This is a genomic window from Paenarthrobacter nitroguajacolicus (genome assembly GCF_007786235.1).
Classification (GTDB): domain Bacteria; phylum Actinomycetota; class Actinomycetes; order Actinomycetales; family Micrococcaceae; genus Arthrobacter; species Arthrobacter nitroguajacolicus_A.
Map to the genome: position 1 here is coordinate 310,238 of NZ_VNFK01000002.1, position 21,467 is coordinate 331,704.

The following is a 21,467-nucleotide window of genomic DNA, read 5'->3' on the forward strand; positions in this document are numbered from 1 at the left end:
CGGCAATCAGCTTTGGCTAAGCGCCGTCCACTTGGCGAGGACTTCGGCCGCCTTTCCTGAGTCGATCGATTCCGCTGCACGTTCAAAGGCAGCGCGCATGCGCTCCACCAAGCTTCCCTCCGCGTGAAGATCAAAGGACACCAGCCCGGCGGCGGCATTGAGCAGGACCGCGTCCCTGACTGGGCCGGTCTTGCCGTTGAGGATTTCGCGGACTACTGCGGCGTTGGCCGCAGCGTCACCTCCACGCAGATCGGCTACCGTGGACGGTCCAATTCCGAGCTCAGCAGGAGAAAATACCTGTTCAGTGACGGTTCCGTTCCTGATCTCCCAAACAGTAGACGGTCCCGTGGGTGTCAGTTCATCCAAGCCGTCGTCACCCCTGAAGACCAGACCACGACTGCCTCGCCTGGCCAGAACTCCAGCAACAAGCGGCGCCATCCGAACATTGGCCACTCCTACAGCGGACGCCTGCACATGGGCGGGGTTGGTCATTGGCCCGAGAAAATTAAAGGCCGTTGGAACGGCCAACTCCCTTCGCGGGACCGCCGTGTGCCGGAATGAAGGGTGGAAGACCTGAGCAAAACAGAAGGTGATTCCTGCCACTTCAGCGCTGCGGGCGACCCGTTCGATTGAAAGGTCCAGCCGCACGCCCAGGGCTTCCAGAACGTCCGCGGAACCGGAAGTCGATGATGCGGCCCTATTGCCGTGCTTAACGACCTTGGCGCCCGCACCGGCAGCCACCAGTGCAGCCATCGTGGAGATGTTCACGGTGTTGAGGCGATCCCCGCCCGTGCCCACAATGTCCAGCTTCTCGCCCGAGATATCGATTGGGTTCGCATGCTGGACCATGGCCTCCACCAAGCCCGCGAGCTCTTCAACCGTCTCGCCCTTGGCACGGAGTGCTACCAGAAAGCCTGCAATCTGCGCGGGAGTGGCTTCCCCGGACATGATCGTATTCATGGCCCACTCTGTGTTGGCCACCGCAAGGTCGTCGCCGTTGATCAGTGCTGAGATGAGCCCTGGCCAAGTGTTGCTGGTTACAGATGCCGATGCCGGAGAAGTCACTCCCTGATGCTATCGAGCCAGCCACGCCGATGACCAATGTGAACGCGGCCGGGAACTTTTCCGCGCGATTTCGCGTCTTTGTAGAAAAAGTCTCCCGAATCGGTGGTTTGCATTGGGAAGTCTGGACTTTTACAGACATAATGTCCTTGTGACATCTGCGACCCATGCCCCCAGTACCCCGGCGCACCCGACGCTGAACCGCCCCAACCTGGTTTCTGTTGGAACCGTTGTTTGGCTGTCCAGTGAGTTGATGTTCTTCGCCGGCCTCTTTGCCATGTACTTCACCCTGCGCTCCACATCGGGAACGATGTGGGCCGAGGAGACGGCCAAGCTCAACTTCCCGTTTGCGCTCGTCAACACCATCGTCCTTGTGGCAAGTTCCTTTACTTGCCAGATGGGCGTTTTCGCCGCTGAGCGGCTCGAACCCCGCCGCACCGGCAGGCCACTGCAGTTCACTCGCTGGGGCATGACCGAATGGTTCGTCCTCACCTTCATCATGGGTGCCTTCTTCGTAGCCGGCCAGACCACGGAATACGCAATGCTCGTGTCCGAGCACGTGTCCCTGTCGTCCAACGCCTACGGCTCCGCCTTCTACATGACCACCGGCTTCCACGGCCTTCACGTCATTGGCGGCCTGATCGCGTTCCTCTTCATCATTGGCCGAGCTTTTGCGGCCAAGAAGTTCGGACACTTTGAAGCGACGTCGGCGATTGTCACCTCGTACTACTGGCACTTCGTTGACGTTGTTTGGATTGGCCTCTTCCTGGTCATATACGTTCTCAAGTAGCCCGGCTTTGACTCTTTTTCTACAAGAGGCAGAATTTCAAGAAGCGGCTCGCGGAGCCGACGCAGGATCGAATAAAGGAACCACCACGTGAAGGCACTCTCGCAGAAGCGACGTCACCCACTGGCAGCCATTGCGCTGCTGTTGATGGGCCTCCTCCTCACTGGTGGGCTGTACGCCGTTGCCACAACTGTCAACCAGGCCAAGGCCGACACCACAAGCTTTAGCGCCAGTGACGTAGAAGAAGGCGGCAAGCTCTTTGCCGCCAACTGCGCCACCTGCCACGGCATGGGTGCAAGCGGAACCCAGGACGGCCCCTCGCTGGTCGGTGTGGGTGCAGCTGCCGTTGACTTCCAGGTTGGTACCGGTCGTATGCCCATGCAGATGAGCGGCCCGCAGGCACAGAAGAAGCCCGCCCAGTTTAACGAGGAGCAGACCAAGCAGCTCTCCGCTTACGTTGCATCGCTCGGCGCAGGTCCGGCCATCCCGGAGGAGCACCTCCTCGACGGCAAGGGAGACGCAGCCAACGGTGGCGAACTCTTCCGAGTCAACTGCGCAATGTGCCACAACGCTGCTGCTGCCGGCGGCGCCCTGACCCGAGGCAAGTTCGCCCCGGGACTGGCTGGCGTCAGCGCCGAGCACATCTACGAAGCGATGGCAACGGGCCCGCAGAACATGCCCGTGTTCAACGATTCGAACGTCACCCCGGAAGACAAGCGCGACATCATCACCTTCCTGAAGACCATCGAAGCCAACGGCTCGCCCGGCGGTGCCGAACTCGGCTCCCTTGGCCCGGTCTCCGAAGGCCTCTTCGTTTGGGTTGCCGGCTTGGGCGTCATCATCGCATTCACGATCTGGCTGACGTCCCGAACGTCCTAACCCGGACGCGACAAAACTTCTGCTGCACGGTCAGCAGTTTGAAACTGAAAATAACTCGGCTTCGGCCGAGACAACGAGAGAAGGATGAGGCGAATTATGGGCAACCATAGTGACGGCAGTCCGAACCACTCGGGCACCGTAGCTACGGCTGGTCAGAATGAGGTGGAGAAGTTCCAGGATCCTGGTCTTCCTCCGCATCGTTTGCGCCTGGCTGACACGGACCCGGTAGCCGCAAAGCGCGCCGAGCGTCAGGTAGCCATTCTGTTTGGCACCTCCGTCATTGGCACGCTGGTCTTCCTGGTGGCGTATTTTGCCATCGACCTTGGCGACGACACCACCATTGCGACCATCCGCACCCAGAACCTTCTTCTGGGTCTGGGTACGGCATTTGCGATGCTGGGAATCGGAACCGGCATCGTGCACTGGGCCAAGGCCCTCATGCCCGATCACGAAGTGTCTGAAGAGCGCCACGCTATCCGTACCGAAGAAGATCGCCAGGCAGCGGTCCGCATCGTCGACGACATCGTCGAGGAAACCGGCATCAAGCGCCGCCCGCTGATCCGCAACACCCTTCTTGGTGCCGTTGCGCTCGCTCCCCTGCCGGCACTCGCCATCTTCGGCGACCTGGGCCCGCGTCCGGACGACGCTTTGGCACACACCATGTGGGCTCCCGAGGGCGGCAAGCTGAAGCGCCTGACGCGCGACCCCGATGGCACTCCCATCAAGGCCTCGGACGTCACCATCGGTTCGGCCTTCCACGTTATCCCTGAGGGCCTCAACGAGCTCCACGAGGGCAAGCTGAACGAGAAGGCCAAGGCCGTCGTTCTGTTGATGCGACTCGATCCGAACTCGCTGAACCCCTCCGAGGGCCGTGAAAACTGGAGCTACAACGGCATCGTTGCTTACTCCAAGATCTGCACGCACGTCGGTTGCCCCGTTGCTCTCTACGAGCAGCAGACGCACCACCTTCTGTGCCCCTGCCACCAGTCCACGTTCGACCTCACGCAGGAATGCAAGGTCATCTTTGGACCGGCAAGCCGTCCGCTCCCCCAGCTGCCCATCGCAGTTGACGCAGAGGGCTACCTCGTCGCCACCAGCGACTTCAGAGAACCTGTAGGACCGAGTTACTGGGAGCGTGACGAGCATGAGCGCCTCATCAACAGCTGAAGCCCCCTTCGTTCCGAAGACAAAGGTTGGTAGTTTCACCAACTTCGTAGACGAGCGCGTGGGTGGCTCTGGCATCCTGCGTGAGTTCGGCCGAAAGGTCTTCCCTGACCACTGGTCGTTCATGTTCGGCGAGGTGGCACTGTATTCCTTCGTCATTTTGCTGATGTCGGGCACCTTCCTGACGTTCTTCTTCGATCCGTCCATGGCAGAAACCCATTACCAGGGTTCCTACACGCCGCTGTACAACGTCGAAATGTCTGTTGCCTACAGCTCGTCGCTGAACATCTCGTTCGATGTCCGTGGCGGCCTGTTCATGCGCCAGGTACACCACTGGGCAGCCTTGCTGTTCGTGGCCTCCCTCGGCGTTCACATGCTGCGCGTTTTCTTCACGGGTGCTTTCCGCAAGCCGCGCGAAATGAACTGGGTAGTTGGCGGTGTCCTGCTCATCCTGGCCATGGCAGCAGGCTTCACCGGCTATTCACTCCCCGATGACCTGCTCTCCGGTAACGGCCTGCGCATCATCGACGGCGTTATCAAGTCCATCCCGGTAATCGGTACGTACACTTCGTTCTTCCTCTTCGGTGGAGAATTCCCGGGCACGGCCATCATCGGCCGCCTCTACGTCCTGCATATCCTGCTGGTTCCTGCTCTCATCCTCCTGATGATCGTCATCCACCTGTTCATGGTGGTTGTGCACAAGCACACCCAGTACCCCGGCCCCGGCCGGAACGACGGCAACGTCGTCGGCTACCCCCTCGGACCGGTTTACGCGGCAAAGGCTGGTGGGTTCTTCTTCATCGTCTTCGGCGTCCTGGCGCTCATGGCGGCGGCGTTCACGATCAACCCGATCTGGAACTACGGCCCGTACGACCCCTCACCGGTTTCCGCCGGTACCCAGCCTGACTGGTACATCGGGTTCGTGGACGGGGCCCTTCGCCTCATGCCTGGTGTCATCAATGACTTCCACTTTGAATGGGTCATCTTCGGACGCACACTGACGTTGAACGTCCTGCTCCCGGCACTCGTGCCTGCAGGAATCATCTTCACCGTCCTGTTCATGTACCCGTGGATCGAACGCTGGATCACCAAGGACAACCGCGAACACCACGTTTTGGACCGTCCGCGCAACGCTCCGACTCGTACTGCCATCGGTGTTGCAGGTTTCACCTGGTACTGCGTGATGTGGGCGGCAGCTGGATCCGACCTTATTGCTACGCACTTCCACGTGTCCTTGAACGATGTGACGTACTGGCTTCGTGCGCTGTTCTTCATCGGCCCGGTAATCGCCTTCATCGTCACCAAGCGAATCGCCCTGGCCCTGCAGCGCAAGGACCGTGAGATCGCTCTCCATGGACGCGAGACCGGCCGTATCGTCCGCCTCCCGCATGGTGAGTTCATCGAGGTTCACGCTCCGCTGGACGAGTACAAGCGTTACAAGCTCGTTGGGTTCGAGTCGCCGGCTCCCATCCCGGCCCAGCCGAACGAACACGGAGTTGTCACCCGCAAGGAGAAGCGCCGCGCGGCACTCTCCAAGTGGTTCTTCGAGGATCGCGTTGCCCCGGCAACACCTGCAGAACTCGAAGCAGCACACGCCCATGGCCACCATGAGGCAATCGCGGCTGGCGAAGACCAGAAGAGCCTGAGCCACTAGCAGGCAGCAGTCAATATAGGAAGGGCCCGGTCCAATGGACCGGGCCCTTCCTATATGCCCAGCTCAGTTCTGGGTGCGATAGCCCGACGAGTAGTTGCGGGTAGGACGAACGCCAGGCCGCTGCAGGGGAACCCACAGCTTGTAGCGGTCCGCCCGGTAGTACGACACGGAATAGTCGACCATGGCCCGCGCGACGAATGCGTGCCGCTGAATTTTCAACAAAGGTGCACCGACGTCAACGTTGAGCAACCTGGCGGTGGAGGGCGACGCTGCCGTAGCCTCGATCATGTCCTCGCCCCACTCCATCACCAAACCAAAGCGTTCGCTCAACACGTTGTAGAGCGACGTTGGGGGCGCCTCATCGAGCAATCCCGGCACGCGATGCGCTGGAATGAAGTTCTCATCAACGCTCATGGGTTCATTGTCCGCGAGCAGCAAGCGCCTGAAGCGGACGAGCGGAGTGCCCTCCTCAAGCTGCAACTCCCGGGCAAGGAACGCGCTGGCCGCGATCTGCTCAAAGCTGAGCACCTTGGCCGCGGGAACCATGCCACGACGTTGCATTTCTTCGCTGTAGGACGTCAGCTTTACTTGTAGGTCAAGCTTCGGCTTTCTGACAAAGGTGCCGAGACCGACAACCCGTTCGATGACTTCTTCGCCGACCAAAGCGTCAATGGCCTGGCGTACCGTCATCCGGGCGAGGCCGAACCGGTCCGACAAATCCCGTTCAGACGGGAGAGCAGAGCCCGGGGGGCATGACTGCGCGATGAAGGATCGGAGAATTTCCCGGAGCTGAACGTAAATGGGCGTTCCGCTGGTGCGGTCGATGTCACCGGCTATGTTTGCTGCCTCAGGCACGGCAGAGTTCCAGCGTTAGAGTCATGCTTCTAGGATAATTCAGGGGCTCTGCAGGTCTAGACCACCGAGACCCCTTGTGTGGAATTGGGCACCTTCCGCCGCTACGCTTGTATGGATCATTTTCTGACGGTTTGATTCGTCGTATCAAAGGAGTTGGCTTGCCGGAGCAGAAGGCCTTCGTCGCCGCTGAAATTGGACTGCACGCGCGCGCGGCGGCAGTCTTTGTCCGCGCGGTCACCGAAACGGGATTGCCAGTAACCATCCGGAAGCAGGACGGAGATCCTGTTGACGCACGCTCATTATTGGAAGTCATGACGGAAGACTTCGGCTTCGGATGCGAGGTGATTTTGGAGGTGCCGTCGAGTGCCCTCAGCGATGAGCATAGCGTTTCCGTGGCTGCCAATGCCCTGACGGAACTGTCGGCCGTCCTTGAGGCCACAGAAGCCCGCTGAGCCCTATTCAGGGCGCGACGTGGAGCGTTCCCGACACGGTTCCAAGCCTCTGGACTTCCCACGCTTCGTATTAACGACGATGGGCCCCACCTAACGGTGGGGCCCATCGTTTTCCAGCTATGTCCTGCTAGTGGGCGTGATCGCCACGGCTGTATTCGAAAACCCAGCCAACCAATGCCACGACGGCAAGGCCACCAGCGACGTAGGTCACCCAGAAACCAATGGCAAGTCCGAGGAATCCGCCGGCGCAAGCCAAGCCGAGAACCAGGGGCCACCAGCTCCACGGGCTGAAGTGTCCCTGCTCGCCCGCACCTTCGTGGATTTCTGCGTCAGGACGATCCTCCGGACGCATGCCGATCCGCTTGCCGGTGAAGCCCAGGTATGCACCGATCATGCCGGCGAGGCCGCCAACGAGGAGAATACCCAGGACGCCGACCCACTCAGACCATTCGGTCAGGAAACCATAAGCAATGGCTACGGGGACGAAGAAGAAGACTCCTGCTCCGAAGAGCCATGATTCGATTTTCACTTGCTGACGTCCTTCTGGTCGGCGTTACCCAAGACTGCTGCTGCGGGCGACGGGGCCTCGGCAGTGTGAACCTGGGCCAACTCAGGGTGGTGGAGGTCCAGCGCCGGGCGCTCGGAGCGGATACGGGGCAAGGAGGTGAAGTTGTGACGCGGCGGCGGGCAAGAGGTTGCCCATTCGAGCGAAGCACCGAAGCCCCAGGGGTCATCGACTTCAACCTTCTTGTTGCTGCGCCAGGTGATGTAGACGTTCCAGAAGAACGGCAGCAGCGAAGCGCCCAGGACGAAGGAGGAGATCGTGGAGAACTGGTTCATCCACGTGAAGTTATCCTGCGGCATGTAGTCGGCGTAACGACGCGGCATACCTTCGACACCCAGCCAGTGCTGGATGAGGAACGTGCCGTGGAAGCCAAGGAACAGGAGCCAGAAGTGGATCTTGCCGAGACGCTCGTTGAGCATCTTGCCGGTCCACTTTGGCCACCAGAAGTAGAAGCCTGCGAACATGGCGAAGACGACGGTACCGAACACCACGTAGTGGAAGTGCGCAACCACGAAGTAGGAGTCGGAGACGTGGAAGTCGAGCGGCGGCGAAGCCAAAATGATGCCGGTAAGACCACCAAACAGGAACGTCACCAGGAAGCCGATGCTCCAGAGCATAGGCGTTTCGAAGGTGATGGAACCTTGCCAGAGCGTTCCGATCCAGTTGAAGAACTTCACACCCGTTGGTACCGCGATCAGCATCGTCATGAAAGCGAAGAACGGAAGCAGGACGGAACCGGTCACATACATGTGGTGGGCCCAGACGGTCACGGACAGGGCTGCGATGGCAATGGTTGCGTAGACAAGGCCCTTGTAACCGAAGATCGGCTTGCGGCTGAACACCGGGAAGATTTCCGAAACAATACCGAAGAACGGCAGGGCGATAATGTACACCTCGGGGTGGCCGAAGAACCAGAACAGGTGCTGCCAGAGGACGGCACCGCCGTTTTCGGGATCGAAGATGTGGGCACCAAAGCGGCGATCAGCGCCAAGGGCGAAGAGTGCAGCAGCAAGCGGCGGGAAGGCCATGAGGACCAGGATGGCCGTCACCAGGGTGTTCCAGGTGAAGATCGGCATGCGCCACATGGTCATGCCCGGTGCGCGCATGCAGATGATCGTGGTGATGAAGTTGACGGCACCGAGGATGGTTCCGAAGCCGGAGAGCGCAAGGCCGAAGACCCACAGGTCACCACCAACGCCCGGGCTGAACGTTGTGTTCGACAACGGAGCGTAGGCAAACCAGCCGAAGGACGCTGCACCCTGCGGGGTGATGAAGCCTGAAACGGCGATCGTGGAGCCGAAGAGGAAGAACCAGAACGCCAGAGCGTTCAGACGCGGGAAGGCAACGTCCGGAGCGCCAATCTGTAGCGGCATGATGACGTTGGCGAAACCAGCGAACAGCGGAGTCGCGAACATCAGCAGCATCACGGTGCCGTGCATCGTGAACATCTGGTTGTACTGCTCTTTGGTCTGCAGGATCTGCATGCCGGGTTCGAACAGTTCTGCACGAATGAGCAGAGCCATGACGCCACCGAGGCAGAAGAACACGAAGGACGCAATGAGGTACATGTACCCGATGGTCTTGTGGTCCGTGGAGGTGATCCAGTTGACGACGATGCGTCCCTTGGATTTAGGAACTACGGGAGCCTCAAGGGTCCCGGCGGATTGAGTGTAAGTAGCCACGTCGCTCCCCTTACTTTTCGTTCAGGTTCGGATTGCGGTCATATTCCGCACCGAGCAGGCCCGTGTTGCCATCCTGGCGGAGCTGATCCATGTGTGCCTGGAATTCAGACTCGGAGACCACCTTGACGCGGAACAGCATTTCGGAGTGATATTCACCGCAGAGCTCGGCACACTTGCCATCGAAGGTGCCCTCCTTGGTGGGAGTGAACCTGATGTAGTTCGTCTTGCCCGGGATCATGTCGCGCTTCTGAAGGAAGGCGGGGACCCAGAAAGAGTGGATGACATCGCGGGAGTTCAGCTCCAGGTCCACGGACTTGCCAACCGGCAAGTACAGGGTGGGGAGCAGTTCCTTGTTGACTTCGTTACCGGTCAGGTGAGCCTGGACACCGGCTTCGTGGAGGTCCTCAGTGATGACCTCGCCCTTTTTGTAGTTGAAGTCCCAGGCCCACTGCTTGCCGCGGACGTCAACAACGACGTCGGCCGGCTGCGAGCGGTCATCGATCGCACGCTGGTCCTGGTCGGTGAAGTAGAAGAACACCAGAACCATGAACAGCGGGATGGTCAAGTAGAAGACCTCGAGCGGCAGGTTGTAGCTCAGCTGCTTGGGGAAACCCGTGGTGCCCTTGCGGCGACGATAGGCAATGATGCACCAGACCAGAAGGCCCCACGTGATGATACCGACTGCCAAGGCGGCGATCCATGAGTTGACCCAGAGGTCCATGATCCGGTCAGTGTGGTTGGTCGTGCCGCGCTCTGTAGGCAGCCAACCCTTCTCTACCTCTGGTGAACATCCGGTCAAAACCAACGCGCCGGCGAGTGCCAAGCCAGTGATCGAGGTGATCTTTATGCGTCGGCTGCCGGTTCGGTTCTGCGAACTCACAGACGGCCCTTCCTCTTGTTGCTGTCTCCCGGCAGGCCGAAGGCTCACCGGGCACACTAAAAAGTTTTACTACCCGATGTAGAGCTTACCGCTATCAAGCGGTTTTCGCGCACATGTCGGCGCCGTGGCTCCGAACGCGTTGAACTGCGTTCGAAGGGGCGCCGACGTGCGGCGATGGCTCACATCAGTGGAACGAATCGCCGCAGGCGCAAGACCCGCCGGCGTTCGGGTTGTCAATGGTGAAGCCCTGCTTCGAAATGGTGTCCTCGAAGTCGATGCTGGCACCGCTGAGGTAGGGGACGCTCATCTTGTCCACGACGACTTCGACGCCGTCGTAATCACGTACAGCGTCACCGTCGAGCATGCGCTCGTCAAAGTAAAGCTGGTAGATCAGGCCGGAGCATCCCCCAGGCTGGACTGCAACGCGCAGCCGAAGATCGGTGCGCCCTTCCTGTTCGAGGAGGCTGCGGACCTTGCCTGCGGCGACGTCGGTCAGGTTGACCTCGTGCGTGGGCAGTTCGTCGTTGGCGACGACCTGTGCTCCGGTGCTGTTTTCGTTGGTTGCAGTGCTCATTGGCCTACCTTCTTATGAAGCTCCTGGCGGCGGCGCCGGAACGCAGCCTGCCCTTACCCAATAACGTACGGGTTATAGCTAATGCTACGTCGAGCAGACGCTTAGCTATAACTCCTGACGTAACCACAGACAGCAATTCCTTGTTCCCGGCGCGCCGCGGCGCCTAGCCCGCCAATCCCTCGGCATTGAGCCTGGCCAGCATCAGCGCCTCAGCCAGCACTGCATGGCGGAAGTCTCCGATGTGCAACGACTCGTTGGCACTGTGGGCCCGGGAATCCGGGTCTTCGACGCCTGTCACCAGGATCTGCACTGCGGGATACATCTCCAGAAGATCCGCTATGAACGGAATGGAACCACCGATTCCCATTTCAACAGACTGGACACCCCACGACTCCCCCAACGCCCAGAGCGCCACCCGGGCCGCAGCAGATGAGGTGTCGGTGGAGAAGGCGTTGCCCCGCTCGCCCGATGTGAAGGTCACTCGGGCACCGAATGGCGCATTGGACTCAACGTGCTGCCTCAGGGCGTCCATGGCGGCCTCGGGATCCTGCCCCGGAGCCAACCGCAGGCTGAATTTTGCCCGGGCAGCTGGAATCAGGGTGTTGGACGCGACATCTACGGCGGGAACATCCATGCCAATGATGGACAGCGCAGGCTTGGTCCACAAGCGCGAACCGATGGTCCCGCTCCCGGCGAGCTTCACGCCGTCGAGAACTGAAGCATCGGCGCGGTATTCCGCTTCCGTGAGGTCAACAGTGACGTCATCCCGACCCACGAGTCCGGCGACAGCAACATTCCCTTCCTCGTCGTGAAGGGTCGCGATGAGCCGCGACAGGAGCGTTGGGGCGTCCAGTACCGGACCGCCGAACATTCCGGAGTGGACTGCGTGCTCCAGGACACGCACTTCAAAGGTTCCGTCGACCAGGCCGCGAAGGCTGGTGGTCAAGGCCGGAACGCCCACTTTCCAGTTGCTGGAGTCAGCCACCACGATGACGTCCGACCGCAGGAGCTCCTGGTGTTCTTCGAGGAAGGCCCGGAATGTTGGCGAGCCCGCTTCTTCCTCACCTTCAAAGAAGAAGGTCACGCCGAGGCCGAATTCGTCCCCCAAGACCTTTGTCGCGGCAGTGTAGGCCGCCAAGTGGGCCATGACGCCTGCTTTATCGTCGGCCGCACCGCGACCATAGAGCCTGCCGTCCCGTTCCTCCGCAACAAACGGTTCCGAGTTCCAGAGGCTCCGGTCCCCCGGCGGCTGAACGTCATGGTGGGCGTACAGCAGGATGGTTGGCTTGCCTGCTGCTGCGGGACGGCGTGCGACGACGGCAGGACCACCGGGCGTCCCGTCAGCTTTGTCGCAACGCAGGATACGGACGTCTTCCATGCCGGCTGCCTTAACCAAGGAAGCAACGGCTTCGGCGCTTCGGTCGAGTTCCGCCGGATCGAAGCTGGGCCAGGCAATGCCGGGAATTTCCACGAGGTCCTTCAGGGAAGCCATCGTGGCTTCGAACGAATCATCGACTGCCCTTGTCAATGCGTCGACCGGGGTATCGCCGGAGTGCCCTTGCTTGTTCTGCGGGATCTCCGCATGTGCTGAAGTCATGGGCATACTTTACCGCCGGGCATACCACCGCCCGGGCAGGCGCGGTCCGAGCAGGCGCGGCCCGGCGCGATATGGCTCCAGCACCGGACACGTAACCTGCGCCACCTCCTTGCGGGGTATTCTGTATGGGTGTTCGGACGCAAAAAGGAAGAGCCCAGCGCTCAATCAGTAGTAGACCAGGCCTACGCCACCGCCCCGGAGCCGGGCGCCGGAAAAGGCGCCCCTACGCCCAAGCGGAAGGACCAGGAAGCAGCCCGCAAACGCCCCTTGGTACCTAACGACCGCAAGGCCTCCAAGGCAGCGGAAAGGGTGGCCATCCAGGACCAGCGGCAGAAGATGCGGCAAGCCCTGGATACGGGTGATGAGAGGTTCCTCCCCGTCCGTGACAAGGGTCCCCAAAAGCGGTACACCCGCGACTACGTTGACGCACGGTTCAGCCTCGGTGAATACCTCATGTTCGGCGCGCTTCTCTTCGTCGTCATTTCACTGATCATCCCGCCAACGAGCGCCGGCATCAGTTACGTCCTCGTGGGCTTCTGGATCATGTTCCTTGCTGTCTTCGTGGACGTCTTCATCCTCTCGCGCAAGCTCCGGAAGAAGCTCACCGAAAAGTTCGGCGAAGTGGAACGCGGCTCCGTTTGGTACGGCTGCATGCGTGCCCTCCAGTTCCGCAAGCTCCGCCTCCCCAAGCCACAGGTGAAGCGCGGGCAATACCCGGCGTAACAGCCCACATCATTCATGAAGTACGAAGACCCCGGACCGTTGGTCCGGGGTCTTCGTTCTGACGTTCGAGGCTAGCGGGCTGCCCGCTGACGAATCTTCACGAGGCCTTTGTTGATGCGCGACGCCCAGAACGGACCTTCGTAGAGGAAGGCTGTGTATCCCTGGACCAAGGTGGCACCGGCATTCAAACGCTCCTGAACGTCCTGTGCCGTTTCTACACCTCCCACGGCGATGAGTACCAGCTGATCACCAACAGCGACCTTGAGCCTGCGCAACACTTCAAGTGAACGCTGCTTGAGCGGCGCCCCCGACAGGCCACCTGCGCCAAGGGATTCCACTTTGGCGGCATCTGAGGTCAGCCCGTCGCGGGAGATCGTGGTGTTGGTGGCGATGATTCCGTCCAATTTCAGGTCCAGCGCAAGCCTTGCGACGTCGTCGATGTCTTCGTCGGAGAGGTCCGGGGCGATTTTAACCAACAGCGGAACATGGCGCCCTGCAGCCTCGTCGGCCGCATCCCCCACGGCCCGCAGCAGCGGACGCAAGGTCTCCACATTCTGCAGCAACCTGAGGCCGGGCGTGTTCGGGGAACTGACGTTGACCACCAGGTAGTCGGCTGCGGGAGCAAGGCTTCGCGCACTTACCAGGTAATCCTCAGTGGCGTCCTCGAGCTCCACCAACTTGGTCTTGCCAATGTTCACACCGATGATCGGGCGAACAACCGGGCGCCCTTTCTGCAAAGCAGCCCGCGCCGACTTGAGTCGGGGCGCAACGGCCGCGGCGCCGTCGTTGTTGAATCCCATCCGGTTGATAACCGCGCGGTCCTCAATCAGTCGGAACAAGCGGGGCTTCTCGTTGCCCGGCTGTGCCTGTCCGGTAATGGTGCCTACTTCGACATGACCGAAACCCAGTTCGGCCAGGGCTTCGATACCGTGCCCCTCCTTGTCGAAGCCTGCCGCCAGCCCAAAAGGTGACGGAAAAGTGAGCCCCAAGGCCTCCGTGCGCAATGACGCGTCCGGGGCCGTCATCCTCGCGAGAACCCGGCCTGCCCCCGAACGATGGGCTGCCCGGATGCCTTGGAAGCCGATCTTGTGGGCTTTCTCGGCATCCATCCAGGAAAAAGCCAACTTGAAGAATGTGGGGTAAACACGCATGCTCCTAGTTTTCCGGTTTACGGACAACTCACCAAACCCGTGACCATGCCTGCCGCTACCATGTACCCATGCCGCTCCAAAAAAGTGATGCAGATCATGGCCTGAGCACTATTTCCGCCGAAGTCGTGGTGATCGGGGCTGGGCTTTCAGGGCTGGTCGCTGCCGCGACCGCCTACGCCGCAGGCAAGAACGTGGCCATCCTGGACCAAGAACCCAAGGCCTCAACCGGAGGCCAGGCGCACTGGTCGTTCGGAGGCCTCTTCATGGTCGATACACCGGAGCAGAGACGCTTGGGGGTCAAGGACAGCGCCGAACTGGCGATGTCGGACTGGTTGGCTTCTGCGGCCTTCGACCGGCCTGCGGACAGGATGGCTCGCGCATGGGCAGAGGCGTATGTCGACTTCGCGTCGGGCGAGAAAAGGGCGTGGCTGAATAACCTCAACGTGGGGATCTTTCCGCTGGTTCAGTGGGCGGAACGAGGAGGCTACGGTCCGCAGGGCCACGGAAACACGGTGCCCCGTTTCCACGTCACGTGGGGAACAGGGCCGGCCCTCGTGGAACCGTTTCTGGCCAAAGTCATGGAAGGCGTCAAAGCCGGTAAAGTCTCCCTGCACTTCCGCCACAGAGCGTCATCCCTGACCACGACGTCGGGAAGGGTCACCGGCGTCTACGGCGAGGTCCTGGAACCGTCGACGGCGGTGCGGGGCCAGGCATCCTCACGGGTCGCCGTCGGGCATTTCGAAGCGACCGCAGGCGCCGTCGTGGTGACCACAGGTGGAATCGGCGGCAACCACCATATGGTCCGCCGCCAATGGCCGGGAGGTACCGCTCCGGCGGAAATGCTTTGCGGCGTCCCTGCCTCCGTGGACGGTGAGTTCCTTCCGGTGGTGGAGTCGGCAGGCGGCGCATTGGTCAACGGAGACCGGATGTGGCACTACCCCGAAGGAATCCACAACCATGATCCCGTGTGGCCCCTGCATGGTATCCGTATCCTGCCGGGGCCTTCCTCCTTGTGGCTGGATGCCGAGGGACGACAGTTGCCCGCTCCCCTCTTCCCCGGCTTCGATTCCCTTGGAGCCCTCCGCCACATCGTTGCTTCCGGCCACGGTTACTCATGGTTTGTGCTCAACCGCACCATTGCGCTCAAGGAACTTGCATTATCCGGATCCGAACAGAATCCGGACCTCACCGGCAAAGATGTCCGTCTGCTTGCCTCCCGCTTGCGGCCGGGAACCGACACGCCTCTTCAGCGCTTCATGGACAAGGGCATCGACTTCATCCAGGCGTCTTCACCCACGGAGCTTGCCTCCAGGATGAACCAACTGGTGGACTCGAGGTCAATTGACGCCGCCGCCCTGCAGTCCCTGATTGAGGACCGTGATCGCCAGGTGGCCAGCGGCTTGGGCAAGGACCCGCAACTTGCAGCCATCAGGGCGGCAAGGCGCTTTGCCACGGACAAGTTGATGAGGGTGGCTCCTCCCCACCGGTTGGCAGACCCGGCGCATGGACCCCTGATGGCCATCCGGCTCTCGGTCTTGACCCGGAAAAGCCTGGGCGGCATCCAAACGGATCTGCGGTCCAGAGTTCTTGATGGGGAGGGCAACGCGATACCTGGGCTCTACGCGGCAGGAGAAGCAGCCGGTTTCGGTGGAGGCGGAGTCCATGGATACCGGGCATTGGAAGGCACTTTTCTCGGTGGATGCCTTTTCACGGGGAGGGCAGCGGGCAGGGACGCCGCCGCAAGTGTCTAAGCTAAAGCCATGGAGTGGACAGTTGACATCCTGGGCCCGGACTTCCAGTCCTGCGGCCTTGATGCCACGGGCCCTGATGGCGTTGTCCGCCACGCCACCCTCATCCGTCACAGGGCAGCGCCAGAGGAACCCACAGCCGTGGATGCACCTACCGGGCCGAAGCGGTACGGAGCCGTTCTGTTCCTGCACGGATGGAGCGACTACTTCTTCAACACCGAACTTGCCCGGTTCTGGGCAGGACAGGGTTACGACTTCTATGCACTGGACATGCACAATCACGGCCGAAGCCTGCAATCGGACAACCCCGGCGGATACGTGGCGGATCTGGCGGACTATGACGCCGAAATCAACCAAGCCGTCGAAGCAATCCGCGACGACCGCAGTTCCGCGCCTCCGGGATGTTTAGCCCTCATGGGCCATTCCACCGGAGGGTTGGTAGCTGCACTATGGGCCAGCAGGCACCCAGGAAAGATTCAATACTTGATCCTGGACAGTCCATGGCTGGAAATGCACGGCAGTTCGCTGGTGAGGCGCGCCGCGCATGCCATGGTCACACCCCTGGCAAAGCTCCGCCCCGAAACTGTCCTCAGGTTGCCCGAACGGGGCTTCTACTTCCGCACCATCAGCAGCACCGCCGAAGGCGAATGGGCACTGGATGAGAAGTATCGGCCCCCGCTCGCATTCCCGGTCCGGGCTGGTTGGCTGAACGCCGTGTTCGCCGGCCATTCGCAGGTGGCCCGCGGCTTGGAACTGGACATTCCCGTCCTTGTCCTGACGTCTTCGGCCAGCGCCAATGGCATGGTCTGGCAGGAGTCCATGCGGAGTTCCGATGCCGTGCTGGATGTCAGCGTCATTGCGCTGCGTGCCATGGCGTTGGGGCGAACTGTTACTTTGGAGCGCATTGACGGCGGTCTGCACGACGTCTTCCTCTCGGCGCCGGCCGTGCGGAAGGACGCTTACGCACGGCTTGCCCGATGGATCAGGGGCTTCATGCACAGCAGCTTGCCGGGCGACCGGCAGGAAGGGGACACATGACCACCACCGACCAATCCGTGTCATTGTGGCAACCCGATGTTCTGGGACATGGATACGAATGCCTGGACCTGCCCCTCACCGCCGATGAAGAGGGGCCCGTGAAGGCCACGCTCGTCCGACACGCGCCGCCCGTGTCCGAGGCAGCTCCGCACGGCATCCTGGACTTCCTGGGGTCCTTTACCAAACGCAAACGCCGTTCTGCCCCCGCGGATCCAGGCGGAGCCCCAAGGGTGGTTCTGTACCTGCACGGATGGGCAGACTACTTCCTGCAAACCGAACTGGCCGAGTACCTCACGGCATCGGGCTTCCACTTCTACGCACTCGACCTGCGGAAGTTCGGTCGCAGCCTGCTGCCGGGACAGACTCCCGGATACACTTCCGATCTCGGTGTCTACGACGAGGATCTTGCGGCCGCTCTGACGGAGATCGAACGGGACGTAGCATCGCGGACCTCGAATGCGACACCTCCTACGATTCATCTTCTCGCTCATTCTTTGGGAGGTTTGATCGCGGCCCTCTGGGCCGATCGCAACCCCGGCAGGGTGGGGACCCTGATCCTGAATTCGCCGTGGCTGGAGCTTCAGGGAAGCAGCCTCGTACGCAGCATAGCCATGCACCTGGTGGAACCTTTTGCCCGGACTGACCCCAAGCGCCCCTTCAGGTTTCCCGAGATGCCTGCTTACTGGGAGAGTGTCAGCAACGAGGCCCACGGCGAATGGATCCTGGATCCGGTGTGGCGTCCCCGGACCTCTTTCCCGATCCGGGCGGGATGGACCAAGGCCGTGCTCGCCGGGCACGCGACCGTGGAGCGCAAGCTGAACATCGATGCCCCGGTCCTGGTGCTCTTGTCAGGACGGACCAGAATCCAGGCGGAATGGACTGCGGAACTGATGCGGGCCGATGCCGTCATTGATGTTGAGCAAACGTCGCGACGGGCCCTCGGACTTGCCAGACGCACGGCGGTGTTCCGGTACCCCGGCGCCCTGCATGATGTCTTTCTCTCCCGGCGCACCGTACGCCAACAGGCCTACCGCGACGTCGCCGTATGGCTCGCCGCCTATCCGTACTGAACTAGCAGGCGTGTGCTATTTCGCGGCAGGGGCGGCGTCCACGGCGCCACCATAGCGTCGGTCGCGTTTGGCATAAATTTCGACGGCGTCCCACAAAGTCCGGCGGTCAACATCCGGCCACAGCGTGTCCATGAAGACGAACTCTGCGTAAGCAGACTGCCACAGCAGGAAATTGGATAGCCGCTGCTCTCCCGAACTCCGCAGGAAAAGATCAACATCCGGGAGGTCTGGCTCGTCCAGGTACTTCTGGATAGTCTTCTCGGACACGGCGCCCGGCTTGAGGCGTCCCGCCGCCACATCGTGCGCTATTGCGGACACGGCATCGGCAATCTCAGCCCGGCCGCCGTAGTTAACACACATGGTCAACGTGCACGTATCGTTGGCCCGGGTGTAGTCCTCGGCTTCTTCCAGCTCTTTGATCACTGAACCCCAAAGCCGTGGCCGGCGACCGGCCCAGCGGATCCGGACGCCCCATTCGTCGAGCTGGTTGCGCTGCCGACGTAGTACATCCTTGTTAAATCCCATCAGGAAGCGCACTTCCTCAGGGGACCGCCGCCAGTTCTCTGTGGAGAAGGCGTACACGCTGACATACTTGATGCCGAGTTCGATCGCTCCGGCCATCACGTCCAACAGCGCAGGCTCCCCCGCCTTGTGCCCCTCAATACGCGGCAAGCCCCGCTGGTTTGCCCAGCGCCCGTTGCCGTCCATGACGATTGCCACGTGCTGCGGGATGAGTTCGCTTGGAATGCTTGGCGGGACTGCGCCCGAGGGGTGCCCGTAGGGGGCAACCACTGGTGCAGTCCTTGCCGTTATTGACTTGCTTTTCTTTCCCAGTGCCACTGTCAGCTTCGCTCCACGTGTTTAAGTGATTTCAGTGCCCGCTCCAAATGCCATTGCAGATAGCTCGCCACGAGCCCGGCCGCTTCCCGCCGATGCCGGGAATCCGACGCGTCCGCAATGCTCCAGTTCCCCGTCAGCAGGGCACCAAGCAGCACCACGGTCTCCGGTGCCGGAGCCGGGGAACCGGGAGGCCTGCAGTCGCTGCAGACCATCCCTCCCACGGGAGCGGCGAAGGCCGTGTGCGGGCCAGGGCGTCCGCAACGGGCGCAGTCCGTAAAACTCGGCGCCCAGCCACCTGTTGCCAAGGCCCGCAACAGATACGAGTCGAGGATGAGTTCGGGCGGATGGTCCGAGCGACTCAGGGCCGCCAAGGCACCCACCAGGAGAGAGTACTGGGCGGTGCCCGATTCGGTGTCGGCATCAGTCAGTTTCTCGGCAGTTTCCGTCATGGCTGCTGCCACCGTGAACCGGCCATAATCCGCGGCGATGCTGCTCCCGTAGGCACCTTTCGCAACGGCCTGCGTGACGATGTCGAGGGTCCGGCCGGAGACAAGTTGGAGGTCTGCCACCATAAACGGTTCCAACCGCGCCCCAAACCGGCTGCTGGTCCTGCGAACGCCTTTGGCAACAGCACGGACCTGCCCATGGTGTTTGGTCAAAAGAGTGATGATGCGATCCGCCTCGCCCAGCTTATGGGTACGGAGCACCACGGCATCGTCCCTATAGGACCGTGCTGCAAACGACGGATTGGCCACAACTAATCTTCGCACTATGCCCGGCCCCGGCGGTGCCGCCGGGACCGTGTGGTGACGGATTTCCCGTCACCACACAGCGGGCATTTAGGCTTGGGCGTCCCTGACGGCCCGGTTTACTGCCGAAATGAGGGCTTTGAGGGAGGACGTGGTGGTGCTGGGATCAATTCCCACACCCCAGAGAACGCGTTCACCGACCGCGCACTCGACATAGGCCGCGGCGCTGGCGCTTCCGCCTTCGGACAAAGCATGTTCGCTGTAGTCCAGTACACGGACATCGACGCCGTCGTGGTGCAGGATATCCAGCAGGGCAGCGATAGGACCATTCCCGTGGCCCGTGCGTCGCACATCCACACCGTCGATCCGCAGGTTTGCGTTCATGGTCATGTGGCCTGACTCGTCGGTTTCCGTGCTCACGCTGCCCAGCGTGTAGCGGCCCCACCGGGCCTGCTCTTCCTCTGACGGCAGGTACTCATCCTGGAAGATCTTCCACAGTTGGGCACCGCTGACTTCGCCTCCCACAGCATCAGTGCGACGCTGAATGACCCCGGAGAATTCAATCTGTGCCCGGCGCGGCAGGTCCAGGTTGTGTTCGTTCTTCAGCAAGTAGGCGACGCCTCCCTTGCCGGACTGCGAGTTGACGCGGATCACGGCTTCATAGCTGCGGCCGAGGTCCTTGGGGTCGACGGGCAGGTACGGAACCTGCCACGTGTAGTCGTCCACTGACTTGCCCGCAGCGGCAGCGTCCTTCTCCAGTGCCTCAAAGCCCTTTTTGATGGCGTCCTGGTGTGAACCGGAAAATGCCGTAAAGACGAGGTCGCCACCATAGGGTGAACGCTCCGGGACCGGCAGCTGGTTGCAGTACTCAACTGTTCGGCGGACCTCATCGATATCGGAGAAGTCGATCATGGGGTCGACACCTTGAACGAACATGTTCAAGCCCAGCGTGACGAGGTCTACGTTGCCTGTACGCTCCCCATTGCCGAACAAGCAGCCTTCGATGCGATCGGCACCCGCCAGGTAACCGAGCTCGGCAGCAGCCACACCTGTACCGCGGTCGTTGTGCGGGTGCAGGGAAATGATGATGCCCTCGCGGGGGTGCAGGTTACGGTGCATCCACTCGATTGAATCCGCATAAACGTTGGGGGTTGCCATTTCAACGGTGGCCGGCAAGTTGATGATGACCTGATTGTCGGCGGAAGCCTCGAAAACATCAGCAATGGCGTTACAGACCCGTGCGGCGTACTCCAGCTCGGTTCCCGTGAAGGACTCGGGCGAGTACTCGTAGGTAATGTGTGTATCTTCCAGCGTTTCTTCGTACTTCTTGCACAAACGCGCACCCTGCAATGCGATATCCAAAATTCCGTCTTCGTCCTGGTTGAAAACCACGCGCCGCTGCAGAACCGAAGTGGAGTTGTACAAATGGACGATGGCCTGCTTGGCGCCGACCAGGGACTCATAGGTCCTCTCGATCAGGTGCTCACGGGCCTGCGTCAGAACCTGGATACTGACATCGTCCGGAATGTGGCCACCTTCAATGAGCTGGCGGACGAAGTCAAAGTCAGTCTGCGATGCCGAGGGGAAACCCACCTCGATCTCCTTGTAGCCCATCTTGACCAGCAGCTGGAACATCTTCAGCTTGCGGGCAGGACTCATGGGGTCGATCAAGGCTTGGTTGCCATCCCGCAAGTCAACGGCGCACCAACGTGGGGCTTTGGTGATGACTTTGTCCGGCCATGTGCGGTCGGGGACCTCGACGGTGATCTGGTCCTGGAACGGCAGGTAGCGGTGAATCGGCATACCGGAGGGCTTTTGTGCATTGCGCATGATGTGGCCTTTTCTCTAAGAACTAAGTGAAAGCTTAGCCGGACACAACGGAACTCCGCGGCGAGGATGGCCCAGCGTCAGATAGCTTTCAGGCCTCGCCGCGGCAGCTAAGAAGAAGCATTGCCGCACGCACAAATTCACAGTAACACGATGCGTATGATGACAGT

20 protein-coding genes are annotated in these 21,467 nt (G+C 61.1%); 9 read left to right on the plus strand and 11 right to left on the minus strand.

Annotated features, from left to right (window positions below):
• Nucleotides 1-6: 6 nt before the first annotated feature.
• On the minus strand, nucleotides 7-1,065 hold the full coding sequence (gene trpD / locus FQP90_RS03425) for an anthranilate phosphoribosyltransferase (RefSeq protein ID WP_144648326.1): 1,059 nt from the start codon (nucleotides 1,063-1,065) through the stop codon (nucleotides 7-9).
• A gap of 148 nt (nucleotides 1,066-1,213) precedes the next feature.
• Between trpD and ctaE the strand changes: the two genes are divergently transcribed.
• The 4 genes from ctaE to qcrB all read left to right on the plus strand — a co-directional run bounded on the left by ctaE (nucleotide 1,214) and on the right by qcrB (nucleotide 5,546).
• A complete protein-coding gene (gene ctaE, locus FQP90_RS03430; protein WP_144648327.1) occupies nucleotides 1,214-1,852 on the plus strand; it encodes an aa3-type cytochrome oxidase subunit III in 639 nt (212 codons plus the stop codon).
• 87 nt (nucleotides 1,853-1,939) lie between these two features.
• Nucleotides 1,940-2,728, plus strand: a complete 789-nt coding sequence (gene qcrC / locus FQP90_RS03435) for a cytochrome bc1 complex diheme cytochrome c subunit (protein ID WP_144648328.1) — start codon at nucleotides 1,940-1,942, stop codon at nucleotides 2,726-2,728.
• A gap of 96 nt (nucleotides 2,729-2,824) precedes the next feature.
• Nucleotides 2,825-3,895, plus strand: coding sequence for a cytochrome bc1 complex Rieske iron-sulfur subunit (gene qcrA / locus FQP90_RS03440; RefSeq protein WP_026540751.1), 1,071 nt, complete (start codon nucleotides 2,825-2,827; stop codon nucleotides 3,893-3,895).
• The gene (gene qcrB / locus FQP90_RS03445) at nucleotides 3,873-5,546 is read left to right on the plus strand and encodes a cytochrome bc1 complex cytochrome b subunit (RefSeq protein ID WP_144648329.1); all 1,674 of its coding nucleotides are present in this window, start codon (nucleotides 3,873-3,875) and stop codon (nucleotides 5,544-5,546) included. Before qcrA ends, qcrB begins: the two co-directional genes overlap by 23 nt.
• Before the next feature lie 63 nt (nucleotides 5,547-5,609).
• Here the strand turns inward: qcrB and FQP90_RS03450 are convergent, their stop codons facing one another.
• The gene (locus tag FQP90_RS03450) at nucleotides 5,610-6,401 is read right to left on the minus strand and encodes a GntR family transcriptional regulator (protein ID WP_144648330.1); all 792 of its coding nucleotides are present in this window, start codon (nucleotides 6,399-6,401) and stop codon (nucleotides 5,610-5,612) included.
• Between the two features lie 158 nt (nucleotides 6,402-6,559).
• On the opposite strand from FQP90_RS03450, the gene FQP90_RS03455 reads away from it, so the two are divergent.
• Complete coding sequence (locus tag FQP90_RS03455) at nucleotides 6,560-6,853, plus strand: HPr family phosphocarrier protein (protein ID WP_144648331.1); 294 nt, start codon at nucleotides 6,560-6,562, stop codon at nucleotides 6,851-6,853.
• A 127-nt stretch (nucleotides 6,854-6,980) separates the two neighbouring features.
• Here the strand turns inward: FQP90_RS03455 and FQP90_RS03460 are convergent, their stop codons facing one another.
• The 5 genes from FQP90_RS03460 to FQP90_RS03480 form a co-directional block, all read right to left on the minus strand.
• Nucleotides 6,981-7,382 (minus strand): cytochrome c oxidase subunit 4, encoded by a 402-nt coding sequence (locus tag FQP90_RS03460; RefSeq protein WP_144648332.1) that lies wholly within the window; start codon nucleotides 7,380-7,382, stop codon nucleotides 6,981-6,983.
• Nucleotides 7,379-9,100 carry an aa3-type cytochrome oxidase subunit I gene (ctaD, locus tag FQP90_RS03465; protein ID WP_144648333.1) on the minus strand — a complete coding sequence of 574 codons (1,722 nt, stop codon included), beginning with the start codon at nucleotides 9,098-9,100 and terminating at the stop codon, nucleotides 7,379-7,381. The genes FQP90_RS03460 and ctaD overlap by 4 nt, the downstream gene beginning before the upstream one ends.
• Nucleotides 9,101-9,110: 10 nt before the next feature.
• Nucleotides 9,111-9,980 carry an aa3-type cytochrome oxidase subunit II gene (gene ctaC, locus FQP90_RS03470; RefSeq protein ID WP_144648334.1) on the minus strand — a complete coding sequence of 290 codons (870 nt, stop codon included), beginning with the start codon at nucleotides 9,978-9,980 and terminating at the stop codon, nucleotides 9,111-9,113.
• Between the two features lie 184 nt (nucleotides 9,981-10,164).
• Nucleotides 10,165-10,554: a HesB/IscA family protein gene (locus FQP90_RS03475; RefSeq protein WP_144648335.1), complete on the minus strand. Its 390-nt coding sequence runs from the start codon at nucleotides 10,552-10,554 to the stop codon at nucleotides 10,165-10,167.
• A gap of 163 nt (nucleotides 10,555-10,717) precedes the next feature.
• The gene (locus tag FQP90_RS03480) at nucleotides 10,718-12,151 is read right to left on the minus strand and encodes a dipeptidase (protein ID WP_144648336.1); all 1,434 of its coding nucleotides are present in this window, start codon (nucleotides 12,149-12,151) and stop codon (nucleotides 10,718-10,720) included.
• A gap of 129 nt (nucleotides 12,152-12,280) precedes the next feature.
• Here FQP90_RS03480 and FQP90_RS03485 point away from each other — a divergent pair, with 129 nt between their 5' ends.
• Nucleotides 12,281-12,874 (plus strand): DUF3043 domain-containing protein, encoded by a 594-nt coding sequence (locus tag FQP90_RS03485; protein ID WP_144648337.1) that lies wholly within the window; start codon nucleotides 12,281-12,283, stop codon nucleotides 12,872-12,874.
• A 71-nt stretch (nucleotides 12,875-12,945) separates the two neighbouring features.
• Here FQP90_RS03485 and FQP90_RS03490 read toward each other — a convergent pair whose 3' ends face one another.
• Entirely contained in the window at nucleotides 12,946-14,025 is a 1,080-nt protein-coding gene (locus FQP90_RS03490) for a quinone-dependent dihydroorotate dehydrogenase (RefSeq protein ID WP_144648338.1), read from the minus strand.
• Between the two features lie 68 nt (nucleotides 14,026-14,093).
• Here FQP90_RS03490 and FQP90_RS03495 point away from each other — a divergent pair, with 68 nt between their 5' ends.
• The 3 genes from FQP90_RS03495 to FQP90_RS03505 are packed head-to-tail and all read left to right on the plus strand — an operon-like array spanning nucleotide 14,094 to nucleotide 17,881.
• Nucleotides 14,094-15,776, plus strand: a complete 1,683-nt coding sequence (locus FQP90_RS03495; protein WP_144648339.1) for an FAD-binding dehydrogenase — start codon at nucleotides 14,094-14,096, stop codon at nucleotides 15,774-15,776.
• A gap of 9 nt (nucleotides 15,777-15,785) precedes the next feature.
• Nucleotides 15,786-16,811: an alpha/beta hydrolase gene (locus FQP90_RS03500; protein WP_144648340.1), complete on the plus strand. Its 1,026-nt coding sequence runs from the start codon at nucleotides 15,786-15,788 to the stop codon at nucleotides 16,809-16,811.
• Nucleotides 16,808-17,881 (plus strand): alpha/beta hydrolase, encoded by a 1,074-nt coding sequence (locus FQP90_RS03505; protein ID WP_144648341.1) that lies wholly within the window; start codon nucleotides 16,808-16,810, stop codon nucleotides 17,879-17,881. Before FQP90_RS03500 ends, FQP90_RS03505 begins: the two co-directional genes overlap by 4 nt.
• A 15-nt stretch (nucleotides 17,882-17,896) precedes the next feature.
• Here FQP90_RS03505 and FQP90_RS03510 read toward each other — a convergent pair whose 3' ends face one another.
• The 3 genes from FQP90_RS03510 to leuA form a co-directional block, all read right to left on the minus strand.
• Complete coding sequence (locus tag FQP90_RS03510) at nucleotides 17,897-18,721, minus strand: isoprenyl transferase (protein ID WP_144648342.1); 825 nt, start codon at nucleotides 18,719-18,721, stop codon at nucleotides 17,897-17,899.
• Nucleotides 18,722-18,723: 2 nt separating this feature from the next.
• Nucleotides 18,724-19,476 (minus strand): DNA repair protein RecO, encoded by a 753-nt coding sequence (gene recO / locus FQP90_RS03515; RefSeq protein WP_144648343.1) that lies wholly within the window; start codon nucleotides 19,474-19,476, stop codon nucleotides 18,724-18,726.
• An 84-nt stretch (nucleotides 19,477-19,560) separates the two neighbouring features.
• Nucleotides 19,561-21,300: a 2-isopropylmalate synthase gene (gene leuA, locus FQP90_RS03520; protein WP_144648344.1), complete on the minus strand. Its 1,740-nt coding sequence runs from the start codon at nucleotides 21,298-21,300 to the stop codon at nucleotides 19,561-19,563.
• Nucleotides 21,301-21,467 lie beyond the last annotated feature (167 nt).

Excerpts from the sequence above, each read along its gene's own strand:
- qcrA (WP_026540751.1), top strand. The coding sequence starts at position 2,825 with ATGGGCAACCATAGTGACGGCAGTCCGAACCACTCGGGCACCGTAGCT.
- qcrB (WP_144648329.1), top strand. The coding sequence starts at position 3,873 with ATGAGCGCCTCATCAACAGCTGAAGCCCCCTTCGTTCCGAAGACAAAG.
- FQP90_RS03475 (WP_144648335.1), bottom strand. The coding sequence starts at position 10,554 with ATGAGCACTGCAACCAACGAAAACAGCACCGGAGCACAGGTCGTCGCC.
- FQP90_RS03480 (WP_144648336.1), bottom strand. The coding sequence starts at position 12,151 with ATGACTTCAGCACATGCGGAGATCCCGCAGAACAAGCAAGGGCACTCC.
- FQP90_RS03490 (WP_144648338.1), bottom strand. The coding sequence starts at position 14,025 with ATGCGTGTTTACCCCACATTCTTCAAGTTGGCTTTTTCCTGGATGGAT.
- FQP90_RS03495 (WP_144648339.1), top strand. The coding sequence starts at position 14,094 with ATGCCGCTCCAAAAAAGTGATGCAGATCATGGCCTGAGCACTATTTCC.
- FQP90_RS03500 (WP_144648340.1), top strand. The coding sequence starts at position 15,786 with ATGGAGTGGACAGTTGACATCCTGGGCCCGGACTTCCAGTCCTGCGGC.
- FQP90_RS03505 (WP_144648341.1), top strand. The coding sequence starts at position 16,808 with ATGACCACCACCGACCAATCCGTGTCATTGTGGCAACCCGATGTTCTG.
- leuA (WP_144648344.1), bottom strand. The coding sequence starts at position 21,300 with ATGCGCAATGCACAAAAGCCCTCCGGTATGCCGATTCACCGCTACCTG.